Origin of the sequence: Mycobacterium sp. UM_Kg1, assembly GCF_000972925.1 — a bacterium.
Classification (GTDB): Bacteria; Actinomycetota; Actinomycetes; order Mycobacteriales; family Mycobacteriaceae; genus Mycobacterium; species Mycobacterium hiberniae.
In genome coordinates this window covers 1-25,622 of record NZ_JRMK01000055.1, presented here as the reverse complement: position 1 = coordinate 25,622, position 25,622 = coordinate 1, and the positions used below count along the sequence as shown (strand labels likewise).

Below are 25,622 nucleotides of genomic sequence, written 5' to 3'. Positions count from 1 at the left end.
AGATGTGTATAAGAGACAGGCCCAGGGCTATCGCGGCAAGCCCGAGGACACCGAACAGACGTTTGGGGCCTACCTGGCCGACACCCGGGAGGGCCCCTACCTGCGCACCGGGGACCTGGGCTTTCTGCAAGCCGGGGAGCTGTTCATCACCGGACGCTGCAAAGACCTGATCGTCTTGCGCGGCAACAACTATTACCCCAACGACATCGAGAAGACGGCGCAGGGCAGCCACCCGGCGCTGTTGTCCGGCCGGGGCGCAGCCTTCGCCGCGGGCACCGGGCCGGATGCCGACGAGCAACTGGTGCTGATCCAGGAGGTCGATCCAGCCGGTGCGGCCGCGTACGCCGGCATGTTGGACGCGATCGAGGCAGCCGTCGTGCGCCACCAGGGAATCGCTCCCCACGAGGTGGTCCTGGTCGGTCCCGGTTCCATCCCGACCACGTCGAGCGGCAAGATCCAGCGCCAGGCCGCCCGCCAGCAGTACCTCGACGGCGGCTTCGCCGCGGTGGCGCAACGGCGGGCGGCGCCGGGTAGGCGCACCGGTCCCGCCGATCCCGCGGCGGCCGCCCGGACCGCCGCCGCGGCGCAGCAGGCGGTGGCACTGCAGTACTGGAGGTCGCGACCGGACTGACCCCGCAACGCCGGTGTCGCCGGTGCGTTACCGTCATCGGATGGCCAGCACCAAGCGTCTTTACGCCGCGTTGACCCGTCCCGGCCCGCATCGCGTCCTGCGCGGGGACCTGGCTTATGCCGGCCTGGCCGGGGTGGTGTACACCCCCGCGTCCGGGTACCGGCTGCCCGCCGTGGCATTCGGGCACGACTGGTTGACCGGGGCCGATCGCTACGCCGGACTGCTGGAGCACCTGGCCTCCTGGGGTGTGGTGGCGGTGGCGCCGGCCACCGAACGAGGGCTGGCGCCGTCGGTGCTGACCCTGGCCGCCGACCTGGGCCGCGCCCTGGAGATCGCCATCGACATCCGGCTGGGGCCGGGGCGTATCAGCGTCGACCCCGGCCGGCTCGGGGTGGCCGGTCACGGCTTCGGCGGTTCGGCCGCGGTGTTCGCCGCGGCAGCACTGCCGATCACGCCCAAGGCCGTGGCGGCGATCTTCCCGACCGTCACCACACCGCCCGCCGAGCTGGCGGCGGCCGCACTCGATGTGCCGGGCGTGGTGTTCAGTAGCGCCGCTGACCCCAAAGCATTGCGGTCAAACGCGATCGAGCTGGCCCACGCGTGGGGGCCCGCGACGCTGCGGGTGATCGACAAGGTGTCGCCGGCCGGGCTGCCGCAGGGCCGCCGTCTCACCGGGTTCTTCGGCCTGCCGACGTCGGACCGGCGCACCCAGCGCCGGGTGCGCGCTCTGCTGACCGGCTACCTCATGGCACAACTGGTGGGCGACAAAGCGTTCCGGGCCTTCGCCGACCCGCAGGCGGCCCTGCCGCGAACCCAGGCACCGGGACCCCTGCCGGAGCCGCTGCCGCCGGAGGAGAAGCTCGCCGCACTGTTCGGGTAGCCGCGGTCCGCGGCGCCCGTCCTCGCCCGTCCCAATCGTCGATTATCTCGTAATGCGCCATATTTTTTCCCTGAGTAGCCGCTGCCGCCGGCCCCCCGAGGCGCTGCACCGTCAGCAAAGACTGGTATGTGTGAGTGATGCGCATCGGTACACAGCTGAGCTACGCAGGCGGATTCTTGGAAGCCGCCGAGCAGGTCGTCGAGCTGGAGAAGATCGGCATAGATGTGGTCGCGGTCGCCGAGGCCTACTCGTTCGACGCCATCAGCCAGCTGGGGTTCCTGGCCGCCAAGACCTCGCGGGTCGAGCTGCTCACCGGGGTCCTGCCCATCTACACCCGGACGCCCGCCCTGCTGGCCATGACGGCCGCCGGCCTGGACTACGTGTCGGAGGGCCGCTTCACCCTGGGCCTGGGCACGTCGGGCCCGCAGGTGGTGGAGGGTTTCCACGGCGTTGCCTTCGACGCTCCGCTGGGACGCACCCGCGAGGTCGTGGAGATCTGCCGGGCGGTCTGGCGCCGGGAACGACTCGACTATGCGGGCAAGCACTACCAGCTGCCCCTTCCGCCCGAACGCGGAACCGGTCTGGGCAAGGCTTTGCGGTTGATCAACCATCCGGTTCGGGAGCGCATTCCGATCTCGATTGCCGCCCTGGGCCCCAAGAACGTTGAGCTGACCGCCGAGATCGCCGAGGGGTGGCAACCGGTTTTCTTCTATCCGGAACGGGCGCAGGACATCTGGGGCGATTCACTCAAGGCCGGTGCGGCCAGGCGTGATCCTGCGATGGCGCCCCTGGACGTTATCGTCGGGGCGACGTTGGCCATCGGCGACGACGTGGAAGACCGGCTGGCCTGGGCCAAGCCTCAGCTGGCGCTGTACATCGGCGGGATGGGCGCCAAAGGCCGGAACTTTTACCACAACCTGGCCACCCGTTACGGGTTCGGCGAGGTCGCCGATCGCATTCAAGAGCTCTACCTGGCCGGACGCAAGACCGAGGCGATCAATGCCGTGCCCGACGAGCTGGTCCGCAACACCTCGTTGGTCGGGCCCCGCGGCCTGGTGGCCGAACGACTTGCCGCCTACGCCGAGGCCGGCGTGACAACACTGCTGGTGGCCCCGCTGGCAACCGGGCCGGACGAGGCGCTGCGGTACGTCGCAGAACTGCGAGACCTGCTTCCGTCGTGATCCAGCGCGGCCCGGCCGCGCGATCTTGCCCGCAATGACCCGCGGGTCTGCGGCACCCTCACCCGCCCGCGTGCGGTAACTCCTGGGCCGCGATGTCACACGGCGTCTGAGGTGCGACGTCCGACGCCGCCACGGGCTGCCCGGCATCGGTGTCGGCGCTCGGCGCTTCCGGTTCCCGATTGCCGACCGACGGGGCCGCCTCCCCCGCGGCATCACCGAGTGGCGCGTTGCGGTCCTGCGGATCGTCTCGGTCAGCGGACGACTCGGCGGGATCTGACTCCGGCTCGGCATCGGCGGCTTCGTCAGCGTCTGGGGACCCCTCGGAGTCGGCGGGCTCGGCGTGTTCGGCTTCGGCTCGGTCCTGGAAAGGATCGCGGAACGGCTCGTCGGCACCGAACGTATCGGCGGTCCCCGGAATCAGCCCGCCCAGTCCGGGCAGGCCGCCCAGCCCGCCGCCGGTCCCACCGAGCGGGCCGGCCGACGGCCAGCCCCAGTCACCCGGGACGGCCCGCGTCCCGGGCGGCTCGACCGCGCCGGGAGTGCCCGGCGCACCGCCGTCGAACGGTCCCGCGGGTGGCCCCGGATGCGGGGCCGCCGAGCGCAACGGCCGCGCTGGATCGTCTGACGCCGCGACCACAGCCGCCGCCGGCCGGCCACCATCTTCGGCAACCGGCACAGTCTCCGGGTCCTCGGGCCGCGGGATTCCCCCGAGGTCTGCCGGAACTGCGAACCACACCCCCGGCCCGGGGCCGGCCGCGGCGATCGCGGTGCGGTATGCCTCGGCAATGCCGTCCTGGGCAGCGCGGACTGCTGCGACCCAATCGCCGCGAACATCGTTGTCCACGTATGCCAGCACCTGCTTTTCCACGATGTCGACGGCCCGTTCGTCCGCGGTGCCGGCGTTCACCGCGCACGCCGCCGACAGCCAAGCCGACCGTTGCGCGCCCACCCGCGCATCGACCCCCAGCACGGCCGCGACCTTGACATCGACCAACCGCCACAGCTCGTCGCGCAGGACACCGAGCCCGGTGGCCGCGGCGCGCAGCCGGTCCGTGAGCGCAGCAGCGGTGTCGCAGTGCCGGCGCAGGAACTCCGCGGCGGCGTCGGCGCCGGGGCCACGCCAGGCGTCCTGAAGCGCGGCAAGGTGGCGGCGCTGGGTGTGCAGTGCATCCTCGGCGGCGTCGGCCAGGGCGAGCAACTCGGTGCAGTCGGAGTCAAGCGCCCGCAGGTCCAGACCGGCTTCACTGTCGTAGCGGTCGGCGAGCTGGCCGTCATAGCCGGTCAGTTCAGCATCGCGGTAGCCCCGTCGGTGGCACGCCGAGACGTAGGCCTGCGTGACAGCGACCGCCTCGCGTCCCTGCGCCAGCCGTGCGGGCACATCGAATCGTGCCGTCACGTCAGCCGACTCGCTCCGCCGCCAGCACCTCCACCTGCCGGTAGCGCGCCGACGCGGCCCGCAGCGCCGCGGCGATCTCGGTGGCGGCCCGCGACCAGCGGATCAGCTCCGGAACCCAGCCCTGCAGGGCGCGGCGCAGCTCCTCCCCCGCCCCGACACTGTCGCGGCCCGCCGTGACGCCACCGAAGGTCAAGCCGCCCAGCCGGATTCGCGTGGCGGTGTCCATGGCCGCCGCGGTCGTGTCGAAGTGGTCGGCCACCGAACACAACGCCGCGGCATCAAGGTGAAGCTGTTGTCGTCGTCCCATACGGGTAGGACGCCGCCACGGCGAGCGGGGTTCCCGCCGATTCGCCCGAGTCAGCGCCGGGCGCGCACCACGTCGGCAACCTCGGCGGCGACCCGGCGGGATGTCTCCTCGTCGGCCGCCTCCACCATCACCCGCACCAGCTGTTCGGTACCGGAGGGCCGCAACAGGATTCGCCCGGTGTCGCCGAGCTCCTCGGTAGCGCGCCGAACCGCCTCGCGCACCGCCGGATGGCCCACCGCGTCGGCCTTGTCGGTGACTTCCACATTGATCAGCACCTGCGGCAGCGTGCACATCGCCGCGGCCAGATCGGCCAGCGGGCGCCCGGTCTGGGCCATCCGCGCCATCAGCCGCAGGCCGGTGATGATGCCGTCGCCGGTGGTGGCCATCCGGGGCAGCACGATATGACCGGACTGCTCGCCGCCGAGGGAGAATCCGCCGGCCCGCAGTTGCTCCAGGACGTAACGGTCGCCGACATCGGTGGTGTGCACCGTGATCCCGGCGTCGCGCATCGCCAGGTGCAGGCCGAGGTTGCTCATCACGGTCGCCACCAGGGTGTCATCGACCAGTTCACCCGCGTCGCGCATGGCCAGGGCCAGCACCACCATGATGGCGTCGCCGTCGATCACATTGCCGTCGGCATCCACGGCCAGGCACCGGTCGGCATCGCCGTCGTGCGCCAAGCCCAGGTCGGCGCCGTGGGCACGTACCGCCGCCCGCAGCGGCTCCAGATGCGTCGACCCGCAGCCGTCGTTGATGTTGAGTCCGTTGGGTTCGGCGTTGATCGTGATCACGGTGGCACCGGCTGCTCGGTAGGCATCCGGTGCTGCCTGCGACGCCGCGCCGTGCGCGCAGTCCACGACCACGGTCAGGCCGTCCAGCCGGGTCGGGTTGACCTCGCGCACGTGGCGCAGGTATCGGTCGAGCGCGTCGGAGGCATCGACCACCCGGCCCAGATCGGCGCCGACCGGGCGCAGTCCCGGGCCGGCGGCGACCAGATCTTCGATCTGGTCCTCGGTGGCGTCGTCGAGCTTGTGGCCGCCCGGGCCGAAGAACTTGATGCCGTTGTCGGGCATCGGATTGTGCGAGGCGGAGATCATCACCCCGAAATCGGCCTCATATGCGCTGGTCAAATAGGCCACCGCCGGCGTCGGCAGGACGCCCGCGCGCAGCGCGTCGACGCCCTGACTCGTCAACCCGGCGATGACCGCGGCCTCCAGCATCTCGCCGCTGGCGCGGGGGTCGCGGCCGACGACGGCGACCCGGCGCTCGGTGCTGGTGGACAACCGCTGCGCCGCGGCGCCGCCCAGCGCAACCGCCAACTCGGCGGTCAGCTCGCGGTTGGCAACCCCGCGGACGCCATCGGTGCCGAAAAGTCGACCCATAACTATCCTTTATCGCCGCGAGCGTGCGTGCCCCCGGCCCGACACGCCGGTGCCGGACCGGAAACCAGCACCCTCAAAAGCAAGCCGGGGGCACCTTCCGCGTGCGGAAGGCACCCCCAACTCGCTGCCAGAATGCAATCGCAGATCAGCGCTTGCTGTACTGCGGAGCCTTGCGGGCCTTCTTGAGACCGTACTTCTTGCGCTCGGTGGCCCGGGGGTCACGAGTCAGGAAGCCGGCCTTCTTCAGGGCCGGGCGGTCTTCGGGCTGGACCAGGATCAGCGCGCGGGCCAGCGCCAGACGCAGCGCCCCGGCCTGGCCGGACGGGCCGCCGCCGTCGAGGTGGGCGTAGACGTCGAAGCTTTCCAGCCGGTCCACGGTGACCAGCGGAGCCTTGATCAGCTGCTGGTGCACCTTGTTCGGGAAGTAGGCCTCCAGCGTGCGCCCGTCCAGGTTGAACTTCCCGGTGCCGGGCACCAGGCGCACCCGGACCACGGCCTCCTTGCGGCGGCCCACGGTCTGGATGGGACGGCCCAGGTCGTGCGGCTGGTAGGCCGGCGCGGCGTCCTCGTGCACTGCGTCCTCGACAACCTCGACGACGGTCTCGTCGACCTCAGCACCTTCAAATGCGGTCTCGGTCATTGCGCCACCTGCTTGATTTCGAACGGGATCGGCTGCTGGGCGATGTGCGGATGCACCGGCCCGGCGTAGACGTGCAGCTTGCGCTGAATCTGACGACCCAACTTGTTGTGCGGGATCATCCCGAGGATCGCCTTCTCCACGACACGGTCGGGACGGGTCTCCATCAGCTCGCCGATGCTGCGCTTGCGCAGCCCGCCCGGGTAACCCGAGTGGCGGTAAGCCATCTTCTTCTGCAGTTTGTCGCCGCTGATGGCGACCTTGTCGGCGTTGATGATGATGACGAAGTCACCGCCGTCAACGTTCGGCGCGAATGTCGGCTTGTGCTTGCCGCGCAGCAGGGTTGCTGCCGCAACGGCGAGCCGGCCAAGCACCACGTCGGTGGCGTCGATGACATACCACGAACGTGTGGTGTCACCCGCCTTCGGCGCATAGGTGGGCACAGCGCTTACCTCTTCTTTTCAACTCGAGCCGGGTCGTCCCGGTCTTGCGGATCCCGGTGTGATCCGGGTGCCGGTCCGGCGTGGACGGCGGGGTGGTTCTCGGCGACCGACATTGACCCGAGGACCCGCTGTGCCCGCAGGCACCGCACGCCAACGGAGCAGCTTACCGGCGGCGATCCGGGCAGGTCAAAACGGCGACTGCCGGGCGTTCACCCGGTGTGGCCCCCGACGGCTCTCCAGCCCCGGGGGCCACACCGGTTTGGGGGCGGCCTCTCCTACCTCCCCCAGGCTCCCGCGGCGCGGCGATCGGCGTCGGCGACATCAGCGGCGCCGTCGCGCACCGCCCGGCCGAGATCGACCAGGATCTGGTTCAGCGCCTCGACCGCCTGCTGCCAGCGCAGCTGCTCGGCGTGGTAGGCCCCGGCCGCCTCCCGGGTCCAGACCTGTTGCAGCGGTGCGATCTGCGACCGCAACTCCGCCAGGGCCCCGTTGAGCCGGGCGGCCGTGGTGTGGATCTCCTGGCGGACAGCGAATTCGATCTCGTCGAAGTCGTACGACAGGGCGGTGTCCATGCCCGGCACCGGTCAGATTCCGTCGCCGGCGGCGGCGATGTGGTGCGAGTGGGCCTCGGCCACCTCGCGCAGCGCACGTTCGTTGCCCCGGATGGTCTCGGCGATACGCGCCAGCGCGTGATGCAGGTTCAGCGATTCGGAGTTCCAGCGATCCACCACGTCCTGGAACCGGGCCGCTGCCAGGCCCGACCACACCGAGTCCGGAACCGCGCGCATCCGGGCGACGAACGCCGCCAGCATGCCCCGGATCTCCTCGTTGCGGGCGTCGGTGGCCGCTGCGACGGCGCGCATGACGTCGAAGTCGGCGTGAAGCGCGGTGCTGCCGGCGGATCCGGACAGCCCGGTCGGTCCGGAAGGTGTGCCCACATCAGTCCCTATCGTCGTCGGTTCGCTGATACGTAGTTCGACGGCGATACGCCCGTTCCGGTTCCCGCCGGTTGCTCACCGGGCGGTTTCGCGGGCGGGCGATCAACGCCCAACGGCATGGGCGGACCGCACCGCCTGCGCGCAGACGGTGCGCACGGTGTCGGCGCCGCCCGGGCCGCTCTGGCAGCCGACAGCGATCCGGATCGAGGCGTCGACCAGCACCGCCCAGGCGATCTGACGGTCGGCGCGCACCTCGCGGTAGGTCACCGCCGGCCGGCCCGCGCTGGTGCCGGCCGGATCGAAGTCCACGAACACCCCCGGCGTCTCGGCCTGGGCGCGCCGCAATCCCTGCTGCAGCGCTTCGGCGACGGCGGCCAGCGCGCCGGCCGGGGCCGGTATCTGGGTCAGGTGCAGCACCTGATCCGGATCGGCCGGATTGGCCACCTCCACCCGTGCCGATCCGGACCCACCGCTGACCCGCCGCACCGTCCAGTCCGCCGGGACCTGCATCGCCACCGCGCCGTCGAGCAGATACGACGTGGGCACGGGGGCCGGTGCGGCGCCCGGGTGCACCACCAGCGCCCAGCCGACCGGCAGAGCCAATCCCAGTGCGGCGGCAGCCGGCCCGCGCCGCCGGCGATGCCGCGCGACGGTCCCAGCGACGACCGGCGTACCGGCGGCCGGGCGAACCGGGGGCAGCCCGTCGGCCACGGTCACCCGCACCCCGGGCCCCAACCGGTGGTCGATCATGCTCGCCAGCGCCGGGGCCCCGCCGACCCCATCCGGCGCGTCGATCACCACGCCGTCGCGACGATCTCCCAGCGCCGCCAGGACCCGGCGGGCCACTGCGTCGGCGACCTCGCCGGGGGCGCCGATGCGCGGCTCGGCGACCATCTCGGGGTTTCCGGTGCCGGTGACGGCAACCAGACCGTCGGCGATCTCCACGACCGCTGCGGCACCGGCTGCGCCGGCCAGCACCCTCGACCGCGACCGGATGCGCACCGGCACGCCGGCGGCGGCCGCGGTGAGCGCCGCCACGCGTCGGTTCGGCCACCACGCCGGGTGTATGAGCTCCATCGCCACCGCGGGCGGGGCGCAGGCCAGCACGTCGCGCAGCAGCTCGGGCACCGCGACCGGTTGCCCGTCGACCAACCCGACCGGGTCGTCGATCCATTCCACCGCCGCGACGGCACCGGCCGCTTCGGCGCCGCCGCAGCAGAGCCGCCGAATGGTGACGGGCCCGGCCTCGATCACCGCCCGATGCCCGGCGCTCATGGTTCCCAGGTCGCCTGGATCAGCCGTGGCCCGTCGGCCCGCGTGGTCAAGGTGCCGCGCCCGGCCGGCAGGTCGGCGGGTCGCCCCCAGCCGCCGGGGGCCTCCGCGCCGCTCATCGCCAGCCGCATCGCGCCCAGATCGGACAGCGCGCTCAGCGTCGGTTCATACGCCGACCGGGCCGCACCGCCGGTTCGGCACGCCACGATCAGGTGCAGCCCGATATCGGCGGCGTAGGGCAGGTAGTCCAGCAGCGGCGTCAGCGGATTGCCGGAGCCCGCGGTCACCAGGTCGTGGTCGTCGACCACCACGAACCACTGCGGGCCGGACCACCAGGACCGGGCGCGTAGCTGCTGCGGGGTGAGGCCGGCGCCGGGCAACCGTGCGGACAGCTGCGCGGTCACGTCCGCCAATCGGCTCGTGAGCATCGGCGCGGTTACCGCGTAGCCGCCCAGGTGCCCGGGCGGCACCACGTCGAGCAGGCCGCGGCGGTAGTCGACCACCAGCAGTTGGGCCTGCTCGGCGGTGTGGGCGCGTACCAGCTCCCGGCACAGCGTGCGCAGCGCCGAGGTCTTGCCGCACTCGCTCTCGCCCAGGATCAGCAGATGCGGTTGCCGGCCGAAATCGAGGGCGACGGCGGCCAGTTCGGGTTCACCGATGCCCAGCACCGGCAGCCCGGCGGCGGCCGCTGCCACATCTGCGGGCGCCACCACGGCCGGCAGCAACCGGATCGGCGGGGCGACGACACCGTCGGGATGCCGCAGCGGCGCCCAGTTTTCGGGCCGGGCGAGCCGCATGTGCATGCCCTCGGCGGTCAGACCGCGCCCGGGCCGATCCTGCGGCACCTGCTGGGCCTGCCGGCGGTCCAGTTCGGATTCGGCGGGATCTCCCAGACGCAGCTCGATGCGGGTGCCGATGAGGTCGCGCAGGGCGGGCCGCACCTCGGCCCACCGCGACGCGGCCAGCACCACGTGCACGCCGTGGGACAGTCCGCCGGCGGCCAGTGCGACGATCGCGGCTTCGAGGTCGAATTCGCGGCACAGCGCCGCCCATCCGTCGATCACCAGGAAGACGTCGGGGGCCGGGCCCTGGCTTGGCGCATCGCGGTCGGCGCCGGTTTCGCGGCGCGCCACCACGGCCTGCAGTTCGGCGACCATCCGCCCGACCAGCTCGGGGTGCGCACGGTCGGCCACCGCGCCCACCTGCGGCACGGCGTCGAGGCCCGAAAGCATGCCGCCGCCGAAGTCCAGGCAGTAGAACACCGCCCGGGCCGCATCGTGGGTGGCGCACAGTGCGGCGATCAGGGTGCACAGGGCGGTCGACTTACCCGATTGCGGCGCGCCGATGACTGCGACGTGTCCGGCAGCGCCGTCGAGCCGGACCCACAAGGCGGTGCGCCGCTGCTCGAATGGCCGGTCGACGACGCCGACGGGAACGCTCAGGCGGGCAGCAGGGTTGGCGCGCAACACCGATCCCAGGTCCGGGGAATCGCCCAAGGGTGCCAGCCAGATTCGGCGCGCGTGGGCGCCGTGCCCGGACAGCCTGTGCAGCATCGCCTGCAGCACGGTGCGCGCGCCCGGGTCTGCTGCGGCGGCGGGGCGGTGCATCGGGGCGGCGGTGAACGGCTGGACCGCGCCGGGCGCCGGCACGGGGCGCGGGCACTCACCGGAGACATAGGCCGTCTGGAATCGCCGGAGGGTGCCGTCGGCGGTGCGCAGAATCCCCAGACCGGGGATGTTTTCCAGGTCGTGCGCAGCCGTGGTGCCCAACACGATCCGGGATTCGGCGGCTGACATCGTCTTCAGGCACACCCGGTAGGACAGGTGCGCTTCCAGCCCGCGCAGCCTGCCCTCTTCGAGGCGCTGGCTGGCCAGCAGCAGATGGATTCCCAGCGACCGGCCCAGCCGGCCGATTGCGACGAAGGTGTCGAGGAGGTCGGGGTGGCGGTGCAGCAGTTCGGAGAACTCGTCGATGATGAGCAGCAGTGCCGGCAGAGCCGGTAGCTGCGGCTGGGTCGCGCGCGCCTGCCGGTATGCGGCCACGCCGGGCAGCCCGGCCTCGCGCAACTGCTGCTGGCGGCGCCGCAGCTCTCCGGCCAGTGCGTCGCGCATCCGGTCGACCAGCGGCGCCTCCTCGGCGAGATTGGTGATGACGGCACTGACGTGGCGGGCCTGGGAGAATTCGAGGAAGGTTGCGCCGCCTTTGAAGTCGACCAGGACCAGGTTCAGGTCCTCAGGCGAGTGCCGCGCCACCATGCCCAGGACCAGGGTGCGCAGAAACTCCGATTTCCCGGATCCGGTGGCGCCGATACACAGTCCGTGCGGACCGCTGCCCCGCTCGGCGGCCTCTTTGATGTCCAGCAGCACCGGGCCGGCGGCGTCGTCGGTGCCGATGGGAACGCACAACCGCTGCGCTGCCGCGCCCGCCCAGGCGGCCGGCGGGTCGAAGCCGTCGACGGTGTCGATGCCCAGCAGCGCAACCCACCCCCGGTCGCCGCGTCCGGAGCCGGCCGCCCGGCACCAGGCCAGTCGCTGAGCGCACACCGTCGCATCGGGCAGGCTCAGGTAGTCCGGCCGGCCGAGACGGCCGTCGCGGTCGTGCAGCGTTGTCGCCGACACAGCCAGGCGGCGAGCGGCGCCGCGCGTTCCTGCCTCGGCCACCCGCAGACCTGCCGGGTCGTCACTGATCACCACGGCCCGGCGACCGGCGAGGTCGCTTTCGGCGGCCGCCAGGTCGGGATAGGTCAGCAGCATTCCCCCGGATGCCGACGGGTGCTGGTGGTGGGGAAGCCATTTCAGCCAGTCCCAGTCACACCGGCGCGAACCGGTGACCGCGGCGATCGCCAGCACGGCGGGGCCGTGCAGGACGGCGAGCTGGCAGAGCAGTGCACGCAGCAGCCCGCGTGCACGCTCGCCGTCGCCGTCCAGCAGCAACGGCTCGCCGCCCAGCACCGCCAGCGTGACCGGCAGCTCGGGCACCGCGGCATAGGTGTCGAGAAAACGTCGCAGCGCGGCATCGGTGACCGGGTCGGCCCGGCGCGCCGGGTCGGGCGCGGGCGCGACCAGTCGGCTGGCCGGCACGGCCGGCCCGATGCCCACCCGCGCTGAGCCGAAGGCCGGATCGGCGGGCTCGCGCTCCCATTGCCGGGGCCCACCGGTGAGCTGCCACAGGACGTCCGGGTCAGGATGTGACCACCGCGCAAATTCCGTCTGGGCCGCGGCGCTTTCGGTGACGGCGCCGCGCAGCCGGCTCAGATAGGCCAGATAGCTGTGGCGGTCGTCATCGATGCCGTTGCCGCCCGAACGATTGCGTCCCGCCGCTGCGAGGGCGACCGCCGAGCTGAGCATCATCACCGGTAATACGGCTACCGGGCTGCGTAGGGCGCTCACCCCGGCGCGGTGGGCAATGACGGTGACGGCAAGTATGGCCAAACCCGCCCCGATCGGCAGCAGTCGGGCCAGGATCATCCGATTGTCGCCGTCGCGAACCGATGGCGGTGCAGCGACGGCGATTTCGCTCTGCGGCGGCGGCGCCGGTGGAGTCACGCACAAAGCGGGACCGGTCATCGGCACACGGTAGGAAGCCCCGCGGGAACCCGCAACTCGGCTGTGGATAACCGCAAGCCCGCGCTCCGACGGGGCCGTAGCGTCGCCCCATCGAGAGCGAAAGGGGAACGCGACGTGTCCACTCCGGATTCCGGCCTGCGCCGGGTGGCGATATACACCGACCGCGCGCACGCCGACCTTGCCCTGCCGTCGGGCGTTCCGGTCGCGTCGCTGATCCCCGCTGTTGTGGACGTGCTGCCACCCGGGGCGGACCCACCGCTGCTGCGCCCCTATCGCCTCTGCGAGCCCGGAAAGGCAGCGCTGGACGGCACGAAATCCCTGTCGCAACAGGGGATCCGCGACGGCGCAACACTGGTGTTGACCTACGCGCCATGCCCCGCGCCGCAGGTGTACTGCGATGATCCGGCCGAGCAGCTGGCCACCGCGGTTTCGGTGATGCAGCGCCCGTGGACTCCGGGGGCACGTCGGCTCAGTGCCGCGCTGGCGGCGAGCGGCCTGTCCGGGGTAGCCGGTTTCGTGGCCGTCCCCGGCGGGCCCGGCGCCCCCAACCTGTTGTTGGCGTTCGCGGCGGCAGGAACGGTAGCCCTGCTGACCGTTCCGCCGAGCGGCTGCGGCGCGCCGGTTCGCACCATGTTGTGCTGTTTGGCCGGGCTGACGGTGCTGGCGGCGGTCGCGGCCACGGCCGTCGCGCTGAGCGGGTCCGGCCTGGCACGGCCGGCCGTTGTGGCGGCGGGAGCCGGTGTCTGGCTGACCCGCGTCGCCGACCGCGTCGCCGCCGCGGCCACCGGGTTGTCCCGCAGCCCGCACGCAGCCGTCGCCCGGGCCGGTCAGGCTCACGATCTGTTAACCGGGTTGGTGGCGGTGGCCTCGGGGCTGGTGGTGCTGGGTGCCGCCGGCGTGATCGCCGCGGCACCGGTCGCCGGGACACCGCGGGCGGCCGGCGTGCTGTTCGCGGCGGCGGCCGGTGCGGCGCTGGCGCTGCGCGCCCGTTCGCACAGCGACGGGGCCCACATCGCGGCGCTGGTCGCCGGTGGTACCGCCACGCTGGGGATCGCGATGCTGGGCGCGTCGTTCAGCGGGGCACGGCAGTGGCCGGCGGGGCTGGCCGTGGCGCTGGCCGCCGCGGCGCTCGGTTTCGGCGCCACCCCCGCGTCCGTGTCGATCCGGCGCGGCGCCGAGGTTCTGGAGGGCTTGGCGCTCGGTTCGCTGGCGCCGCTGGCCTGCTGGCTGCTGGGGCTCTACAGCGCCGCCCGCGGGCTGCGGGTGGGGTGAGCCGTGCGGCGCCGGCGGATCGCTCGACTGGCCGCGGCCGCTCTGCTGGCAGCGACGCCACCGTGGGCGCCGCCGGCGAACGCGGTGGCACCGCCCCCCGTCGACGGCACCCGACTGCCCCCGCCGGCGCCGGCCGCGCCGACCCGCCCCACCGTGCAGCGCGACGTGTGCACCGTGCCGTCGCTGGGCCCGGGTGGGCCGACGACCCAGCTCGACGGCCTGGACCTGAGCGCCGCGTGGGCGCTCACCCGCGGGGCCGGCCAGCGGGTTGCGGTGATCGACACCGGGGTGGCGATACACCGGCGGCTGCCCGGCCTGGTCGGCGGCGGTGACTACGTGTCCACGGGCGACGGCACCCGTGACTGCGACGGGCACGGCACGCTGGTCGCCGGAATCATCGCGGCCGCACCCGATCCCACGACTGACCGGTTCGCCGGGGTCGCGCCGCTGGCCGCCGTGATCGCCATCCGCCAGTCCAGCACCCGATTCGGTGCCGTCGGCGCTGCCCCCGGCATCGGCGACATCGACACGCTGGCGCGGGCGGTGCGCACGGCGGCCGACCTCGGGGCATCGGTCATCAACATCTCCACGGTGGCCTGCCGGCCCGCGAGCTCCGGCCTCGACGACCGCGCGCTGGGAGCCGCCCTGGCCTATGCGGTCGAGGTGAAGAACACCGTGGTCGTCGCCGCGGCGGGCAACACCGACGAGGGCTGCGGCGGCGACCAGCCCATGATCGTCACACCGGCCTGGTATGACGACTACGTGCTGACCGTCGGATCGGTGGACAGCACGGGCGCCGCGTCGGCCTTCACGGCACCCGGCCCCTGGGTCGACGTGGCGGCCCCGGGCGAGTCGGTGCGCTCGCTGAGCACCGTCGGCGATGCGATGGCCGACAGTCTCGACGGTTCGGCGCTGCGCGGCACCAGCTTTGCCGCGCCAGTGGTCAGCGGTGTGGCTGCGCTGATCCGCGCGCGGTTCCCGCAGTGGACGCCGCGCCAGGTGATGGACCGGATCACGGCCACCGCCCACCCGCCACCGGGCGGGCGCGACGACTACGTCGGCGCCGGCGTGGTGGACCCGCTGGCCGCGCTGACCTTCGAACCGGCCGCCACCCGCGAGCAGGGTGGCCCGGCACCGTCGCAGGACCCGGCCGTGATCTTGGCCCCCGAACCCGCCGCGGCTGGCGCCGGGTTGGGCACCACCGTCGCCGGCACCGCGCTGCTGCTGGCATCGCTGCTGGTGGCCGTCACCGCCCGACTGGCGGCCCGCCGGAGGGCAGGTCGCGGGGCCGGAGCGCCTGCTCCCGGCTGAGCCGGGGACCGGCCGGCAGCCCCGCCAGCAGTGGCCACGGGACCCCGGCCGCAGGGCCGGCAAGTCCCAGGCTGCGCGCCGCATCGTCGTCGGCGACGGCGAACCGCACCCCGGTGTCGGCGATCAGATAGCCGGAGCCCACGGGATGGCCGGCTGTGTCGATCGCGCGGACGTAGGGTGTGTGTCCCGGCGGCAGGTAGACCGCATCCAGGGCGGGCCCCGGCCCGTCCGCCTGGGCCAGTGCCGTCGGGGCCTCCCCGGTGGACAGGAACGCCCCGGTGGACAGGGTGATCGCGTCCGGGGCCTCGGGGCGCCAGTGCGCGCACAGCGTCGCCGGGGTGATCCGCAGCCGGCGGGGGTCGACCGGCGAAGCAGCGGGGGCTTCGGGGATCGCGTTGAGCAGCAGGGCCGAAACGCGCCGCGACACCACGGCGGCCAGCACCGGGTCAGCGGGATCGACAGCGATCCGCCGTCCGTCGACCAGCAGGTAGCGGGCCCCGGACTCGGAGGCCACCGGCACCGCCTCCTGCGCCGTGACCCCGGCCGACTGCCGTGGGGCCCGACCGACGATGAGCGTGGTCCCGTCGGTGTCGTCACACAGCGACCAGGCCTGCGCGGCCGGCGTCGCCGCCCCGAGGACGCCTGGCGCACCGGGAATGCCCAGCGGCGGGCCACGCCGGGCGCGGCGGATCGCCTCGCCGTCCACCGCCAGCGGGTCGGCGGCACCGGCGATCAGCCGCGCCGACGCGAGGTTGTACACCGGATGCAGCACGTCGGCGACGCGGACATACAAGGCCCCGCTGCCCCGGTCCAGGACAATGGGTTCGTCACCCAGCACCGGCTGCGGCCGCACGACGGCCAGCACCACCGCCCCCGCGGCGACGAGCGCACTGACCAGCCAGCTCAGGCCCAGCGCGGCCCGCCCGGGGGCGGGGTCGCCGGTCGCGTGGCCGCGGGAGAGCGCCCTTGCCAGCCGGCGGGCCGCGAAGCGGTGGGCGCTGAGCTCGAGCTGCGTCCCCGATCGCCCCGCCATCTCGCCACCCGTCCCCGCGGTCTGTGCGGCGAGACTATCGGCAAGACCGGTGCGACGGTGCACGGCTTTCCACAGACCCGTCGGTATCGAATTTCGGCTTGGGTACCATCTCGGGTATGCGTTTTGCTCCGTTGAACAGCATTTTTTCCGCGGTCCTGATGGCTGGCGCACTACTGACCCTGCCGGCGGCGGCACCGGGTGTGGCACCGAGAGCCACCGCCTACGACTGCCCCGACGTCGAGGTCATCTTCGCCCGCGGTACCAGCGAGCCGCCGGGCGTCGGGCGGGTGGGCCGGGCCCTCATCGACTCGCTGCGTCAGCAGACCTCCAAGAGAGTCGACGAGTACGGGGTCAACTACCCCGCGGGCCGACTGCAGCTGGGCGGCGGCGATGGAGCCAACGACGTGATCCGGCGGGTCAAAGACGCCGCGAACGTGTGCCCCAACACTCAGCTGGTGCTGGGCGGCTATTCCCAGGGCGCCTCGGTGATCGACATCGTCACCGGCACGCGGGTCGGCGGCATCAGCTGGGGCAACCAGCTGCCCGCCGAATACGCCAACCAGGTGGTGGCGGTCACCACGTTCGGCAACCCCGCGATCCGGGCCGGCGGTCCGATCAGCGTGCAAAGCGCCCTGTTCGGCGCCAAGGCGCTCGACCTGTGCAATCCGGGCGATCCGATCTGCCATGACGGACCCGGCAACGAGTGGACCGACCACACCGACGGCTACATTCCTGCCCTGACCAGCCAGGCGGCCAACTTCATCGCCGGGCGGCTCCGGGCCGCGGGGCCGGTGTCGGCGCTGGCACCGTGACCGGGCCCACGCGGGTTTAGTTAGTTCATCAAGGCTTATTTTCGCTACTATCGCCCACCATGAAGGAACTGCGCATCCTGGCCTCGGGTGCTGCCGTGGCAGCGCTGCTGTTGGACCCCACCGCCTCGGCACTGCCGGAGGCCGCGGCCGACGGCTGTCCCGATATCGAGGTGGTCTTCGCCCGCGGAACCAACGAACCGCCGGGCCTGGGCCGGGTCGGCGAAGGCCTGGTGAGCGCGCTGCGGAGCCGGACGGGCCGATCGGTCGGCGCCTACGCGGTGAACTATCCGGCCAGTTATGACTTCGGCCGTGCCGCCGACGGGGCCAACGATGCCAGCGCGCACGTGATGTGGATGGTCCAGAACTGCCCCGACACCCGCCTGGTGCTCGGCGGCTACTCGCAGGGCGCGGCGATCATCGACATCGTGGCCGCCGCACCGGTGCCCGGATTCGGTTTCACCTCACCACTGCCGCCCGAGGCCGCCGAGCACGTCGCGGCCGTCGCGGTGTTCGGCAACCCCTCGAACAAGATCGGGCAACCGTTGACCAACAGCCCGGTGTACGGGTTCAAGACCATCGATCTGTGCACCGACGGCGATCCGGTCTGCTCCCCCGGCCGCAATTTCGCCGCGCATTCGGGCTACACGCCCTCCATGACCACCCAGGCGGCTTCGTTCGTCGCCGGTCTGCTCTGACACCCGGTTCAACGGGTCCGTAGGTCCCGGGTGATGACGGTGCGGGCTCCCAGCTGGTCGTCGGGCGGATAGTCGACGCCGACCAGCGTCAGCCCGCGCGCCGGCGCGGCGGTGAAGTCGCTGGAGCGGCGTTCGGCATTCAACAGCCCGGCGCACCACTCGGGGTCGCGGCGGTGCTCACCGACCGCCAGCACCGCCCCGACCAGGGACCGCACCATCGACCAGCAGAACGCGTCGGCACTGACATGCGCGGTGACCAGATCCCCGTCGCGCACCCAGTCCAGACGCTGCAGGTCCCGGATGGTGGTGGCACCCTCGCGATGGCGACAGAAAGCGGCGAAGTCGTGGAGCCCCACCAGGCTTCGGGAAGCCAGCGTCATCGCGTCGACGTCCAGCGGACGCGACCACGCGGTGATGTAGCGGGCCTCTTGCGGCGCCACCCCGAAGGGTGCGGTCGACAGCCGGTAGACATAGTGACGCCGCAGCGCCGAGAACCGGGCGTCGAAATCGGCAACGGTGCGTTGCACCCGCAGCACCCGCACGTCGATCGGCAGGAAACGCGCCAATCGCCGGGTCAGGGCCAAGAACTCCGGTTCGCCGTCACGGCGGGTCCGCGAATACGCATGCGGCAGCGCCTCAGCCGCGACGTCGAGGTGGGCCACCTGCCCGGTGGCGTGCACACCGGTGTCGGTGCGTCCGGCCGCGAACAACCGCACCGGAGTGCGGAACACGGTCGTCAGGGCCTCATCGAGCACCCCGGCGACCGTGCGCTGACCCGCCTGAACCGCCCATCCGGCGAAATCCGTGCCGTCGTAGGCGATGTCGAGCCGAAGCCGGACGACTTCGGCCGAATCGTCAGGACTCGTCGGTACCCTCGGCCGCATCGGTGGCCTCAGCAGCCTCGTTGGCTTCGGTGGCCTCGGCCTCGGTGGCCTCGGCGGCCGGCTCTTCGACCTTCTCCTCGGCCTCGGCCTTGGCGGGCTTCTCGGCCTTGGCAGCCTTCGCCGCGGCCCGGCGGGCGCGGTCGGCCTCCGAGGTCACGGTCTTCTCCCGAACCAGCTCGATCACGGCCATCGGGGCGTTGTCGCCCTGACGCGGCTCGACCTTGATGATGCGGGTGTAGCCACCGTTGCGGTCCGCGAAGTGCGGAGCGATCTCGGCGAACAGCGAGTGCACCACGTCCTTGTCGCGGATCTTCTTGAGCACCTCACGCCGGTTGTGCAGCGTGCCCTTCTTGGCGTGTGTGATCAGCTTCTCGGCGTACGGCCGCAATGCCCGCGCCTTCGGCTCAGTCGTCTTGATCCGGCCGTGGGTGAACAGCGAGGTGGCCAGGTTCGCCAGCAACGCCTTCTGGTGCGAGGACGAGCCGCCGAAGCGGGCACCCTTGGTGGGCTTGGGCATGGGGTCTTCTCCTAAATGGGGCCGACCCCCGTATCAGGTAGGGCCGGGACGGAAATTCTTTACAGCTGTTCGGTTTCGGCGTAGTCCTGCTCGTCGTAACCGGTGTCAGCCGACCAGGTGCCGGTGGCAGCGTCGTACCCGGCAACCTGCGACGGGTCGAAGCTGGCCGGGCTGTCCTTGAGCGACAGGCCGAGCTGGTGCAGCTTGATCTTGACCTCGTCGATGGACTTCTGCCCGAAGTTGCGGATGTCGAGCAGGTCGGACTCGGTGCGGGCGACCAGCTCCCCGACCGTGTGCACACCTTCGCGCTTGAGGCAGTTGTAGGACCGCACGGTCAGGTCCAGGTCGTCGATCGGCAGGGCGAACGACGCGATGTGGTCGGCTTCGGCCGGCGACGGGCCGATCTCGATGCCCTCGGCCTCCACGTTGAGTTCGCGCGCCAGACCGAACAGCTCGACCAGGGTCTTGCCGGCCGAGGCCAGCGCGTCCCGCGGGCTGATCGAGTTCTTGGTCTCGACGTCGAGCACCAGCTTGTCGAAGTCGGTGCGCTGCTCGACGCGGGTGGCCTCCACCTTGTAGGTCACCTTGAGAACCGGCGAGTAGATCGAGTCGACCGGGATCCGGCCGATCTCGGCGCCGGACACCTTGTTCTGCACGGCGGGGACGTACCCGCGGCCGCGCTCGACGATCAGCTCCACCTCGAGCTTGCCCTTGTCGTTGAGCGTGGCGATGTGCATGTCGGGGTTGTGCACCGTCACGCCGGCCGGCGGCACAATGTCACCGGCGGTGACCACACCGGGGCCCTGCTTGCGCAGGTACATGGTGACGGGCTCGTCCTCCTCCGAGGACACGACCAGGCCCTTGAGGTTCAAGATGATGTCGGTGACATCTTCCTTCACGCCGGGCACGGTGGTGAACTCGTGCAGCACGCCGTCGATGCGGATGCTGGTGACGGCCGCGCCGGGGATCGACGACAGCAGGGTGCGCCGAAGCGAGTTACCCAGGGTGTAGCCGAAGCCGGGCTCGAGGGGTTCGATGACGAACTGAGACCGGTTCTCGGCCACAACCTCTTCGGACAGGGTGGGACGCTGCGAGATCAGCATGGTGTTCTTCTCCTTCTGGCACCCGCTATTTGATGCCGGTGGGGGCTACTCGGGGTCGGACCCCGAGCCGATTACTTCGAGTAGAACTCGACGATCAGCTGCTCGGTGAGCGGCACGTCGATCTGGGCGCGCTCCGGCAGCTGGTGGACCAGGATGCGCTGACGCTCCCCGACCACCTGCAGCCAGCCCGGGATCGGGCGGTCGCCGGCGAGCTCGCGGGCGATCTGGAACGGCACGGTGTTGATCGACTTGTCCTTGACGTCGATGATGTCGTACTGCGACACCTGGTAGCTGGGCACGTCGACCTTCACACCGTTGACGGTGAAGTGGCCGTGGCTGACCAGCTGGCGGGCCATCCGGCGGGTGCGGGCCAGGCCGGCGCGGTAAACCACGTTGTCCAGCCGGCTCTCCAGGATGCGCAGCAGCTCCTCGCCGGTCTTGCCGCCCCGACGGACGGCTTCCTCGTAGTAGCGACGGAACTGCTTCTCCATCACGCCGTAGGTGAAGCGCGCCTTCTGCTTCTCCTGCAGCTGCAGACGGTATTCGCTTTCCTTGATCCGCGCGCGACCGTGCTGGCCGGGCGGGTAGGGCCGCTTCTCGAATGCCTGGTCGCCGCCGATGAGGTCGACGCCCAGACGGCGGGACTTGCGGGTGGCGGGTCCGGTGTAACGAGCCATGTTGTTTCTCCTCCTCGAACCCGACTAGACGCGACGCCGCTTGGGCGGACGGCAACCGTTGTGCGGCTGCGGGGTGACGTCGGAAATCGCGCCGACCTCCAGGCCGGCGGCCTGCAGCGAGCGGATCGCGGTCTCTCGGCCCGAGCCCGGACCCTTGACGAAGACGTCGACCTTCTTCACGCCGTGCTCCTGCGCCTTGCGGGCGGCGTTCTCCGCGGCCAGCTGCGCGGCGAACGGCGTGGACTTGCGCGAGCCCTTGAAGCCCACATGGCCCGACGACGCCCACGCGATCACGTTGCCCTGCGGGTCGGTGATCGTCACGATCGTGTTGTTGAAGGTGCTCTTGATGTGAGCGGCACCGTGCGGGATGTTCTTCTTTTCCCGCCGCCGGGTCTTCTGACCCTTCTTGGGGCCGGTCGCTTTCTTCGGTGGCATGACGATTACCTGGCCTTCTTCTTACCGGCGATGGTGCGCTTGGGGCCCTTGCGGGTGCGCGCGTTGGTCTTGGTCCGCTGGCCGCGCACCGGCAGACCGCGACGGTGCCGCAGGCCCTGGTAGCAGCCGATCTCAATCTTGCGACGGATGTCCGCCTGCACCTCGCGGCGCAGGTCGCCCTCAACCTTGAGGTTGCGCTCGATGTAGTCACGCAACTGGGTGAGCTGATCGTCGGTCAGGTCCTTGCTGCGCTGGTCCTTGTCGATACCGGTCGCGGCCAGGATCTCGCCTGCCCGGGTACGGCCGATGCCGTAAATGTAGGTCAGCGCGATCTCCATGCGCTTATCGCGCGGCAGGTCGACGCCCACAAGTCGAGCCATGGGGGCATGCCCCTTTCATCTTCGTTGCGGAGGTTGTGATCCCAGCCCGTTCCCGGCCGACTGCTCCGGGGCCCGGCCTCCGATCCGGGCGTGTGTGAGCCGGCCCATCTCTAAAGATGCCAGCCGCTCACTGGTACTGGGAGGTCTGCATTCAGTTGTGACTGATGCCCGGCAACGCCGGGCTGATGATCCGTGTCTTGGGAGCGCCGGTCGGCCGCTAGCCCTGACGCTGCTTGTGGCGCGGGTCCGCGCAGATCACCATGACCCGGCCGTGCCGACGAATCACCCTGCACTTGTCGCAGATCGGCTTGACGCTGGGGTTCACCTTCACGGCTGCTCTGGTCCTGTTCTCATCGCTGGTTGACGTGTTTCGACGGCGCTCGGGAGCTACTTGTACCGGTAGACGATGCGGCCCCGGGACAGGTCATAGGGAGACAACTCCACGACCACCCGGTCTTCGGGCAGGATACGGATGTAGTGCTGCCGCATCTTGCCGCTGATGTGGGCGAGCACCTTGTGACCGTTCTCCAGCTCAATGCGAAACATCGCATTGGGCAGGGGTTCGACCACTCGACCCTCGACCTCGATTGCGCCGTCTTTTTTGGCCATTACGCTCCGGCGATCCTCCGTGTCTGACTTATCCTTCGTCGCATCTGCATGCGCCCGTCACGGCGCAGCATCGACTACGACTGCAAAACGTGGGCCGGTGACAGGAAATTCTCGGCTCAACACCAAGAACTTCAGACTGGGCACGCAAGAGTCGACGCGGACGCCGCACCGTCGACCTACGATACCCGCATCCGCCTCCCACGCCAAAATGCCGCATCCATACAGGCAGCGACATGCGAGGATGACCCCGACGGACGGTGTAGCCACCGCCTGCAGGTCTTGGATCCAGGAGGCGCGGTGACGATTGTGTACCTGGCGGCATTCGCCGTCGGCGCGATCGCACTGCTGGTCGCCGTGCTGCTGACCGACATCGGGCACGACGGGATGCCGTTCCTGAGTCTGACCGGGATGTCCGCCGCTCTGGTCGGAGCAGGCGCCGGCGGGCTGGTGGGGACCTGGGCCGGGTTCGGCGCTCCGGCTGCCGGCGCGCTGGGGCTCGGCACCGCGGTCGCACTGGTCTGTCTTCTGCAGGGCGTGGCGCTGCCATACCTGCGCCGCCAGGAAGCCAACTCCCAGCACGGGCGGTCGGCCTACATCGGCCTGCTGGGCACGGTGACGCTCGACGTGCCGCCCGGCGGGTGGGGCGAGGTGGCCTTCGTCGACCCCGACGGCAACCGGGTCCGGTCGCGGGCCGTCAGCCCGGAGCCGCTGACCCTTGCCAAAGCGACCCGCGTCTACATCGCCGATGTCGACGCCGACTACCTGCACGTCGTGGCAGTACCCCCTCAGTAACCGGCCGGAGAGGCAGCAACCATGTCACTTGTCCTGATCGTGAGCGTCGGCGCTGTGGCAGCACTGCTGCTGCTGGTCGGGCTGCCGATGATCTATGTCCGCAACTATGTGAAGGTGCCGCCGAACGAGGTCGCGGTTTTCACCGGGCGCGGGCAGCCCAAGGTGGTTCGCGGGGGCGCCAGGTTCCGGATGCCGGGTATCGAACGGGTCGACATCATGAGCCTGGAGCCGTTCAACGTCAGCATCAACCTGCAGAACGCGCTGTCGAACAACGGGGTGCCGGTCAACGTGGAAGCCGTCGGCCTGGTCCGGATCGGCTCGGCCGACGAAGCCGTGCAGACCGCCGTGCAACGCTTCCTGACGTCGAACCTCGACGATCTGCAGCGCCAGATCAATGACATCCTGGCCGGCAGCCTGCGCGGTATCACCGCGACGATGACCGTCGAGGATCTCAATTCCAACCGCGACACGCTGGCCCGCAGCGTGGTCGAGGAGGCCGGCACCGACCTCGCCCGCATCGGCATGGAAGTCGACGTCCTCAAGATCGCCGGAATCTCCGACCGCAACGGCTATCTGGAATCGCTGGGTCAGCGCCGCATCGCCGAGGTGAAGCGGGACGCCACAGTCGGCACCGCCGAGGCCGAGCGGGACGCCCAGATCCAGTCGGCCAAGGCCCGTCAGGAGGGGGCGGTCGCCCAGGCCGAAGCCGATACCGCGATCGCCGTCGCCAATCAGAAGCGCGACGTCGAGCTGGCCCGGCTGCGCGCCCAGACCGAGGCCGAGAACGCCCAGGCCGACCAGGCCGGTCCGCTGGCGCACGCCCGCGCCGAGAAGGATGTCGGGATCGCCGTCGAGCAGGCCGAGGCCGCCCGGGTGCAGGCCCGTATCGAAGTGGAACAGCGGCGCGCCGAGCAGGCGCAGGCCGCTCTGCAGGCCGACGTGATCGCCCCCGCCGAGGCGCAGCGGCAGGCCGATGTGGCCCGCGCCGAGGGCCAGCGCCAGGCCGCGATCCTGGCGGCTCAGGCCCAGGCGGAGGCCGCCCGACAGGCCGGTGAAGCCCAAGCAGATGCGCGCAAGGCGGCCGCCGAGGCGCTGCGGGTGGAACGCCAGGCCGAGGCTGACGGCGTCAAGGCAAAGCTGCTCGCCGAAGCCGAGGGCAAGAAGGAGATCGCCAACGCCCTCAACAGCTACAGCGCGGAGGCGGCCCGGATGTTGATGCTCCCCGATGTGCTGACCTCGGTGGTTGCGGCCACCCAGGCCGCGGCCGCGCCGCTGTCCGACATCGAACGGCTCTCGATCGTCGGCGGCGCCGGCGATGCCCAGGATGCACTCGGCGGTCTGCTGGGTATCAGTCCGTTGGGCATTGCCAAGGTGCTGGAGACGCTGAAGGCATCCGGGGTGGACGTCGCGGCCATGCTGCGTCCGCCTGCCGCTGAACCCGCACCCGTGCCCAACTCGCATCCACTGCCCACCGAGTAACTGCGACCAGCACAGGAGTCACGATGTCGGAGACGTTCGCACTCAAACCCGACCTGGGCCGCTACGCGGTGTGGACCTTCGGGTCCCCCACTGGCGAGCAGGCCGCTGAGATCGAACGGCTGGGCTACGGCGCCATCTGGGTCGGCGGCTCGCCGGCCGCGGACCTTGCGTTCGTCGAACCGCTGCTGGCGGCGACGTCGACATTGCAGGTCGCCACCGGAATCGTCAACGTGTGGACGGCGGCGGCCGAGCCGGTCGCCGAGTCCTACCATCGCATCGAGGCCGCTTACCCGGGGCGGTTCCTGCTCGGCATCGGAGTGGGGCACCGCGAGGCCACCGCCGAGTACCGCAGTCCCTACCGCATCCTCAACGAGTACCTGGATGCCCTCGACGCGGCCGGCGTGCCGACCAGCCGCCGGGTGCTGGCCGCGCTGGGTCCCAAGGTGCTCGAGCTGGCGGCGCGGCGCAGCGCCGGGGCACACCCCTATCTGACCACCCCCGAGCACACCGCGACCGCGCGCGAGCTGATCGGACCGTCGGTGTTCCTGGCGCCCGAGCACAAGGTGGTGCTGTCCACCGATGCGGCCGCGGCCCGCGAGACCGGACGGGAGGCGGTCGGCTTCTACCTGCGACTGTCGAACTACGTCAACAACTGGCACCGGATGGGTTTCGGCGACCGCGATCTGCGCGCGCCCGGAAGCGACCGGTTCATCGATGCGGTCGTGGCCCACGGCAGCGCCGAACAGATCGCGGCCCGGCTCGACGAGCACCTGCAGGCCGGCGCGGATCAGGTGGCGATTCAGGTGCTGGGCGGCTGGGAGCGCCTGGTGCCGACGCTGAAGGAGCTGGCCGGACCGCTGGGCCTGACACCGCGCGACTGACGATGGGCACTGGGCCTAGGTGTACTGCCCAGACAGGTTGGTCAACTTTGTGATGGGTGGGACTTTCCCGATCGCTGAGTGTTGCCGGTGGTGATTGTAGGTATGCAGC

27 protein-coding genes and 1 pseudogene are annotated in these 25,622 nt (G+C 71.2%); 10 read left to right on the top strand and 18 right to left on the bottom strand.

Features of this window, described 5'->3' with window-relative positions; translation table 11 throughout:
* The 3 genes and pseudogenes from LI92_RS10645 to LI92_RS10635 all read left to right on the top strand — a co-directional run.
* A pseudogene (locus LI92_RS10645) lies at nt 1–631 on the top strand (fatty-acid--CoA ligase); the annotation flags it as partial.
* 40 nt (nt 632–671) lie between these two features.
* Nucleotides 672–1,511, top strand: coding sequence for a dienelactone hydrolase family protein (locus LI92_RS10640; protein ID WP_046318668.1), 840 nt, complete (start codon nt 672–674; stop codon nt 1,509–1,511).
* 137 nt (nt 1,512–1,648) lie between these two features.
* Complete coding sequence (locus LI92_RS10635; protein ID WP_046318667.1) at nt 1,649–2,692, top strand: LLM class F420-dependent oxidoreductase; 1,044 nt, start codon at nt 1,649–1,651, stop codon at nt 2,690–2,692.
* A 58-nt stretch (nt 2,693–2,750) separates the two neighbouring features.
* Here the strand turns inward: LI92_RS10635 and LI92_RS10630 are convergent, their stop codons facing one another.
* The 9 genes from LI92_RS10630 to eccCb all read right to left on the bottom strand — a co-directional run bounded on the left by LI92_RS10630 (nt 2,751) and on the right by eccCb (nt 12,633).
* The gene (locus LI92_RS10630; RefSeq protein ID WP_046318666.1) at nt 2,751–4,088 is read right to left on the bottom strand and encodes a hypothetical protein; all 1,338 of its coding nucleotides are present in this window, start codon (nt 4,086–4,088) and stop codon (nt 2,751–2,753) included.
* Between the two features lies 1 nt (nt 4,089).
* Nucleotides 4,090–4,395, bottom strand: coding sequence for a type VII secretion target (locus LI92_RS10625; RefSeq protein ID WP_046318664.1), 306 nt, complete (start codon nt 4,393–4,395; stop codon nt 4,090–4,092).
* A gap of 50 nt (nt 4,396–4,445) precedes the next feature.
* Complete coding sequence (glmM, locus tag LI92_RS10620; protein ID WP_046318661.1) at nt 4,446–5,777, bottom strand: phosphoglucosamine mutase; 1,332 nt, start codon at nt 5,775–5,777, stop codon at nt 4,446–4,448.
* A gap of 145 nt (nt 5,778–5,922) precedes the next feature.
* Entirely contained in the window at nt 5,923–6,417 is a 495-nt protein-coding gene (gene rpsI, locus LI92_RS10615) for a 30S ribosomal protein S9 (RefSeq protein WP_046318659.1), read from the bottom strand.
* A complete protein-coding gene (gene rplM / locus LI92_RS10610) occupies nt 6,414–6,857 on the bottom strand; it encodes a 50S ribosomal protein L13 (protein WP_046318657.1) in 444 nt (147 codons plus the stop codon). The genes rpsI and rplM overlap by 4 nt, the downstream gene beginning before the upstream one ends.
* A gap of 275 nt (nt 6,858–7,132) precedes the next feature.
* A complete protein-coding gene (locus LI92_RS10605; RefSeq protein WP_046318655.1) occupies nt 7,133–7,429 on the bottom strand; it encodes a WXG100 family type VII secretion target in 297 nt (98 codons plus the stop codon).
* Between the two features lie 12 nt (nt 7,430–7,441).
* Nucleotides 7,442–7,795, bottom strand: coding sequence for a WXG100 family type VII secretion target (locus LI92_RS10600; RefSeq protein ID WP_286135011.1), 354 nt, complete (start codon nt 7,793–7,795; stop codon nt 7,442–7,444).
* Between the two features lie 102 nt (nt 7,796–7,897).
* Nucleotides 7,898–9,070 (bottom strand): type VII secretion-associated protein, encoded by a 1,173-nt coding sequence (locus LI92_RS10595; RefSeq protein ID WP_046318653.1) that lies wholly within the window; start codon nt 9,068–9,070, stop codon nt 7,898–7,900.
* Nucleotides 9,067–12,633 carry a type VII secretion protein EccCb gene (gene eccCb / locus LI92_RS10590; RefSeq protein WP_046318651.1) on the bottom strand — a complete coding sequence of 1,189 codons (3,567 nt, stop codon included), beginning with the start codon at nt 12,631–12,633 and terminating at the stop codon, nt 9,067–9,069. Before eccCb ends, LI92_RS10595 begins: the two co-directional genes overlap by 4 nt.
* Nucleotides 12,634–12,747: 114 nt before the next feature.
* On the opposite strand from eccCb, the gene LI92_RS10585 reads away from it, so the two are divergent.
* Both LI92_RS10585 and mycP read left to right on the top strand, forming a co-directional pair.
* Entirely contained in the window at nt 12,748–13,905 is a 1,158-nt protein-coding gene (locus LI92_RS10585; RefSeq protein ID WP_046318650.1) for an EsaB/YukD family protein, read from the top strand.
* A gap of 3 nt (nt 13,906–13,908) precedes the next feature.
* Nucleotides 13,909–15,216 (top strand): type VII secretion-associated serine protease mycosin, encoded by a 1,308-nt coding sequence (mycP, locus tag LI92_RS10580; protein ID WP_052740761.1) that lies wholly within the window; start codon nt 13,909–13,911, stop codon nt 15,214–15,216.
* Here mycP and eccB read toward each other — a convergent pair.
* Complete coding sequence (eccB, locus tag LI92_RS10575) at nt 15,152–16,249, bottom strand: type VII secretion protein EccB (protein WP_082109664.1); 1,098 nt, start codon at nt 16,247–16,249, stop codon at nt 15,152–15,154. The two genes, mycP and eccB, sit on opposite strands and share 65 nt — an antisense overlap.
* A gap of 116 nt (nt 16,250–16,365) precedes the next feature.
* Between eccB and LI92_RS10570 the strand changes: the two genes are divergently transcribed.
* Nucleotides 16,366–17,061, top strand: a complete 696-nt coding sequence (locus LI92_RS10570; protein ID WP_046318648.1) for a cutinase family protein — start codon at nt 16,366–16,368, stop codon at nt 17,059–17,061.
* Nucleotides 17,062–17,120: 59 nt separating this feature from the next.
* On the top strand, nt 17,121–17,756 hold the full coding sequence (locus LI92_RS10565) for a cutinase family protein (protein WP_046318647.1): 636 nt from the start codon (nt 17,121–17,123) through the stop codon (nt 17,754–17,756).
* An 8-nt stretch (nt 17,757–17,764) separates the two neighbouring features.
* Here the strand turns inward: LI92_RS10565 and truA are convergent, their stop codons facing one another.
* The 8 genes from truA to infA form a co-directional block, all read right to left on the bottom strand.
* On the bottom strand, nt 17,765–18,640 hold the full coding sequence (gene truA / locus LI92_RS10560; protein ID WP_046318646.1) for a tRNA pseudouridine(38-40) synthase TruA: 876 nt from the start codon (nt 18,638–18,640) through the stop codon (nt 17,765–17,767).
* On the bottom strand, nt 18,612–19,157 hold the full coding sequence (gene rplQ, locus LI92_RS10555; protein WP_046318645.1) for a 50S ribosomal protein L17: 546 nt from the start codon (nt 19,155–19,157) through the stop codon (nt 18,612–18,614). Before rplQ ends, truA begins: the two co-directional genes overlap by 29 nt.
* A gap of 59 nt (nt 19,158–19,216) precedes the next feature.
* Nucleotides 19,217–20,260: a DNA-directed RNA polymerase subunit alpha gene (locus tag LI92_RS10550; protein WP_046318643.1), complete on the bottom strand. Its 1,044-nt coding sequence runs from the start codon at nt 20,258–20,260 to the stop codon at nt 19,217–19,219.
* 71 nt (nt 20,261–20,331) lie between these two features.
* A complete protein-coding gene (gene rpsD / locus LI92_RS10545; RefSeq protein ID WP_046318641.1) occupies nt 20,332–20,937 on the bottom strand; it encodes a 30S ribosomal protein S4 in 606 nt (201 codons plus the stop codon).
* A 24-nt stretch (nt 20,938–20,961) separates the two neighbouring features.
* Entirely contained in the window at nt 20,962–21,372 is a 411-nt protein-coding gene (gene rpsK, locus LI92_RS10540; protein ID WP_046189661.1) for a 30S ribosomal protein S11, read from the bottom strand.
* Nucleotides 21,373–21,377: 5 nt separating this feature from the next.
* Nucleotides 21,378–21,752 (bottom strand): 30S ribosomal protein S13, encoded by a 375-nt coding sequence (rpsM, locus tag LI92_RS10535; RefSeq protein ID WP_046318640.1) that lies wholly within the window; start codon nt 21,750–21,752, stop codon nt 21,378–21,380.
* A gap of 217 nt (nt 21,753–21,969) precedes the next feature.
* The gene (rpmJ, locus tag LI92_RS10530) at nt 21,970–22,083 is read right to left on the bottom strand and encodes a 50S ribosomal protein L36 (protein ID WP_046318639.1); all 114 of its coding nucleotides are present in this window, start codon (nt 22,081–22,083) and stop codon (nt 21,970–21,972) included.
* A 56-nt stretch (nt 22,084–22,139) separates the two neighbouring features.
* Entirely contained in the window at nt 22,140–22,361 is a 222-nt protein-coding gene (gene infA / locus LI92_RS10525; protein ID WP_003418601.1) for a translation initiation factor IF-1, read from the bottom strand.
* Nucleotides 22,362–22,658: 297 nt separating this feature from the next.
* Here infA and LI92_RS10520 point away from each other — a divergent pair, with 297 nt between their 5' ends.
* The 3 genes from LI92_RS10520 to LI92_RS10510 are packed head-to-tail and all read left to right on the top strand — an operon-like array spanning nt 22,659 to nt 25,513.
* The gene (locus tag LI92_RS10520; protein ID WP_046318638.1) at nt 22,659–23,153 is read left to right on the top strand and encodes a hypothetical protein; all 495 of its coding nucleotides are present in this window, start codon (nt 22,659–22,661) and stop codon (nt 23,151–23,153) included.
* Nucleotides 23,154–23,174: 21 nt separating this feature from the next.
* Nucleotides 23,175–24,632, top strand: coding sequence for a flotillin family protein (locus LI92_RS10515; RefSeq protein ID WP_046318637.1), 1,458 nt, complete (start codon nt 23,175–23,177; stop codon nt 24,630–24,632).
* Between the two features lie 23 nt (nt 24,633–24,655).
* Nucleotides 24,656–25,513, top strand: a complete 858-nt coding sequence (locus LI92_RS10510) for an LLM class F420-dependent oxidoreductase (RefSeq protein ID WP_046318636.1) — start codon at nt 24,656–24,658, stop codon at nt 25,511–25,513.
* The last annotated feature ends 109 nt before the right edge of the window (nt 25,514–25,622 follow it).

Excerpts from the sequence above, each read along its gene's own strand:
- LI92_RS10640 (WP_046318668.1), top strand. The coding sequence starts at position 672 with ATGGCCAGCACCAAGCGTCTTTACGCCGCGTTGACCCGTCCCGGCCCG.
- LI92_RS10635 (WP_046318667.1), top strand. The coding sequence starts at position 1,649 with ATGCGCATCGGTACACAGCTGAGCTACGCAGGCGGATTCTTGGAAGCC.
- LI92_RS10625 (WP_046318664.1), bottom strand. The coding sequence starts at position 4,395 with ATGGGACGACGACAACAGCTTCACCTTGATGCCGCGGCGTTGTGTTCG.
- glmM (WP_046318661.1), bottom strand. The coding sequence starts at position 5,777 with ATGGGTCGACTTTTCGGCACCGATGGCGTCCGCGGGGTTGCCAACCGC.
- rpsI (WP_046318659.1), bottom strand. The coding sequence starts at position 6,417 with ATGACCGAGACCGCATTTGAAGGTGCTGAGGTCGACGAGACCGTCGTC.
- LI92_RS10605 (WP_046318655.1), bottom strand. The coding sequence starts at position 7,429 with ATGGACACCGCCCTGTCGTACGACTTCGACGAGATCGAATTCGCTGTC.
- LI92_RS10595 (WP_046318653.1), bottom strand. The coding sequence starts at position 9,070 with ATGAGCGCCGGGCATCGGGCGGTGATCGAGGCCGGGCCCGTCACCATT.
- eccCb (WP_046318651.1), bottom strand. The coding sequence starts at position 12,633 with ATGACCGGTCCCGCTTTGTGCGTGACTCCACCGGCGCCGCCGCCGCAG.
- eccB (WP_082109664.1), bottom strand. The coding sequence starts at position 16,249 with ATGGCGGGGCGATCGGGGACGCAGCTCGAGCTCAGCGCCCACCGCTTC.
- LI92_RS10570 (WP_046318648.1), top strand. The coding sequence starts at position 16,366 with ATGCGTTTTGCTCCGTTGAACAGCATTTTTTCCGCGGTCCTGATGGCT.
- LI92_RS10565 (WP_046318647.1), top strand. The coding sequence starts at position 17,121 with ATGAAGGAACTGCGCATCCTGGCCTCGGGTGCTGCCGTGGCAGCGCTG.
- truA (WP_046318646.1), bottom strand. The coding sequence starts at position 18,640 with ATGCGGCCGAGGGTACCGACGAGTCCTGACGATTCGGCCGAAGTCGTC.
- rplQ (WP_046318645.1), bottom strand. The coding sequence starts at position 19,157 with ATGCCCAAGCCCACCAAGGGTGCCCGCTTCGGCGGCTCGTCCTCGCAC.
- LI92_RS10550 (WP_046318643.1), bottom strand. The coding sequence starts at position 20,260 with ATGCTGATCTCGCAGCGTCCCACCCTGTCCGAAGAGGTTGTGGCCGAG.
- rpsD (WP_046318641.1), bottom strand. The coding sequence starts at position 20,937 with ATGGCTCGTTACACCGGACCCGCCACCCGCAAGTCCCGCCGTCTGGGC.
- rpsK (WP_046189661.1), bottom strand. The coding sequence starts at position 21,372 with ATGCCACCGAAGAAAGCGACCGGCCCCAAGAAGGGTCAGAAGACCCGG.
- rpsM (WP_046318640.1), bottom strand. The coding sequence starts at position 21,752 with ATGGCTCGACTTGTGGGCGTCGACCTGCCGCGCGATAAGCGCATGGAG.
- infA (WP_003418601.1), bottom strand. The coding sequence starts at position 22,361 with ATGGCCAAAAAAGACGGCGCAATCGAGGTCGAGGGTCGAGTGGTCGAA.
- LI92_RS10515 (WP_046318637.1), top strand. The coding sequence starts at position 23,175 with ATGTCACTTGTCCTGATCGTGAGCGTCGGCGCTGTGGCAGCACTGCTG.
- LI92_RS10510 (WP_046318636.1), top strand. The coding sequence starts at position 24,656 with ATGTCGGAGACGTTCGCACTCAAACCCGACCTGGGCCGCTACGCGGTG.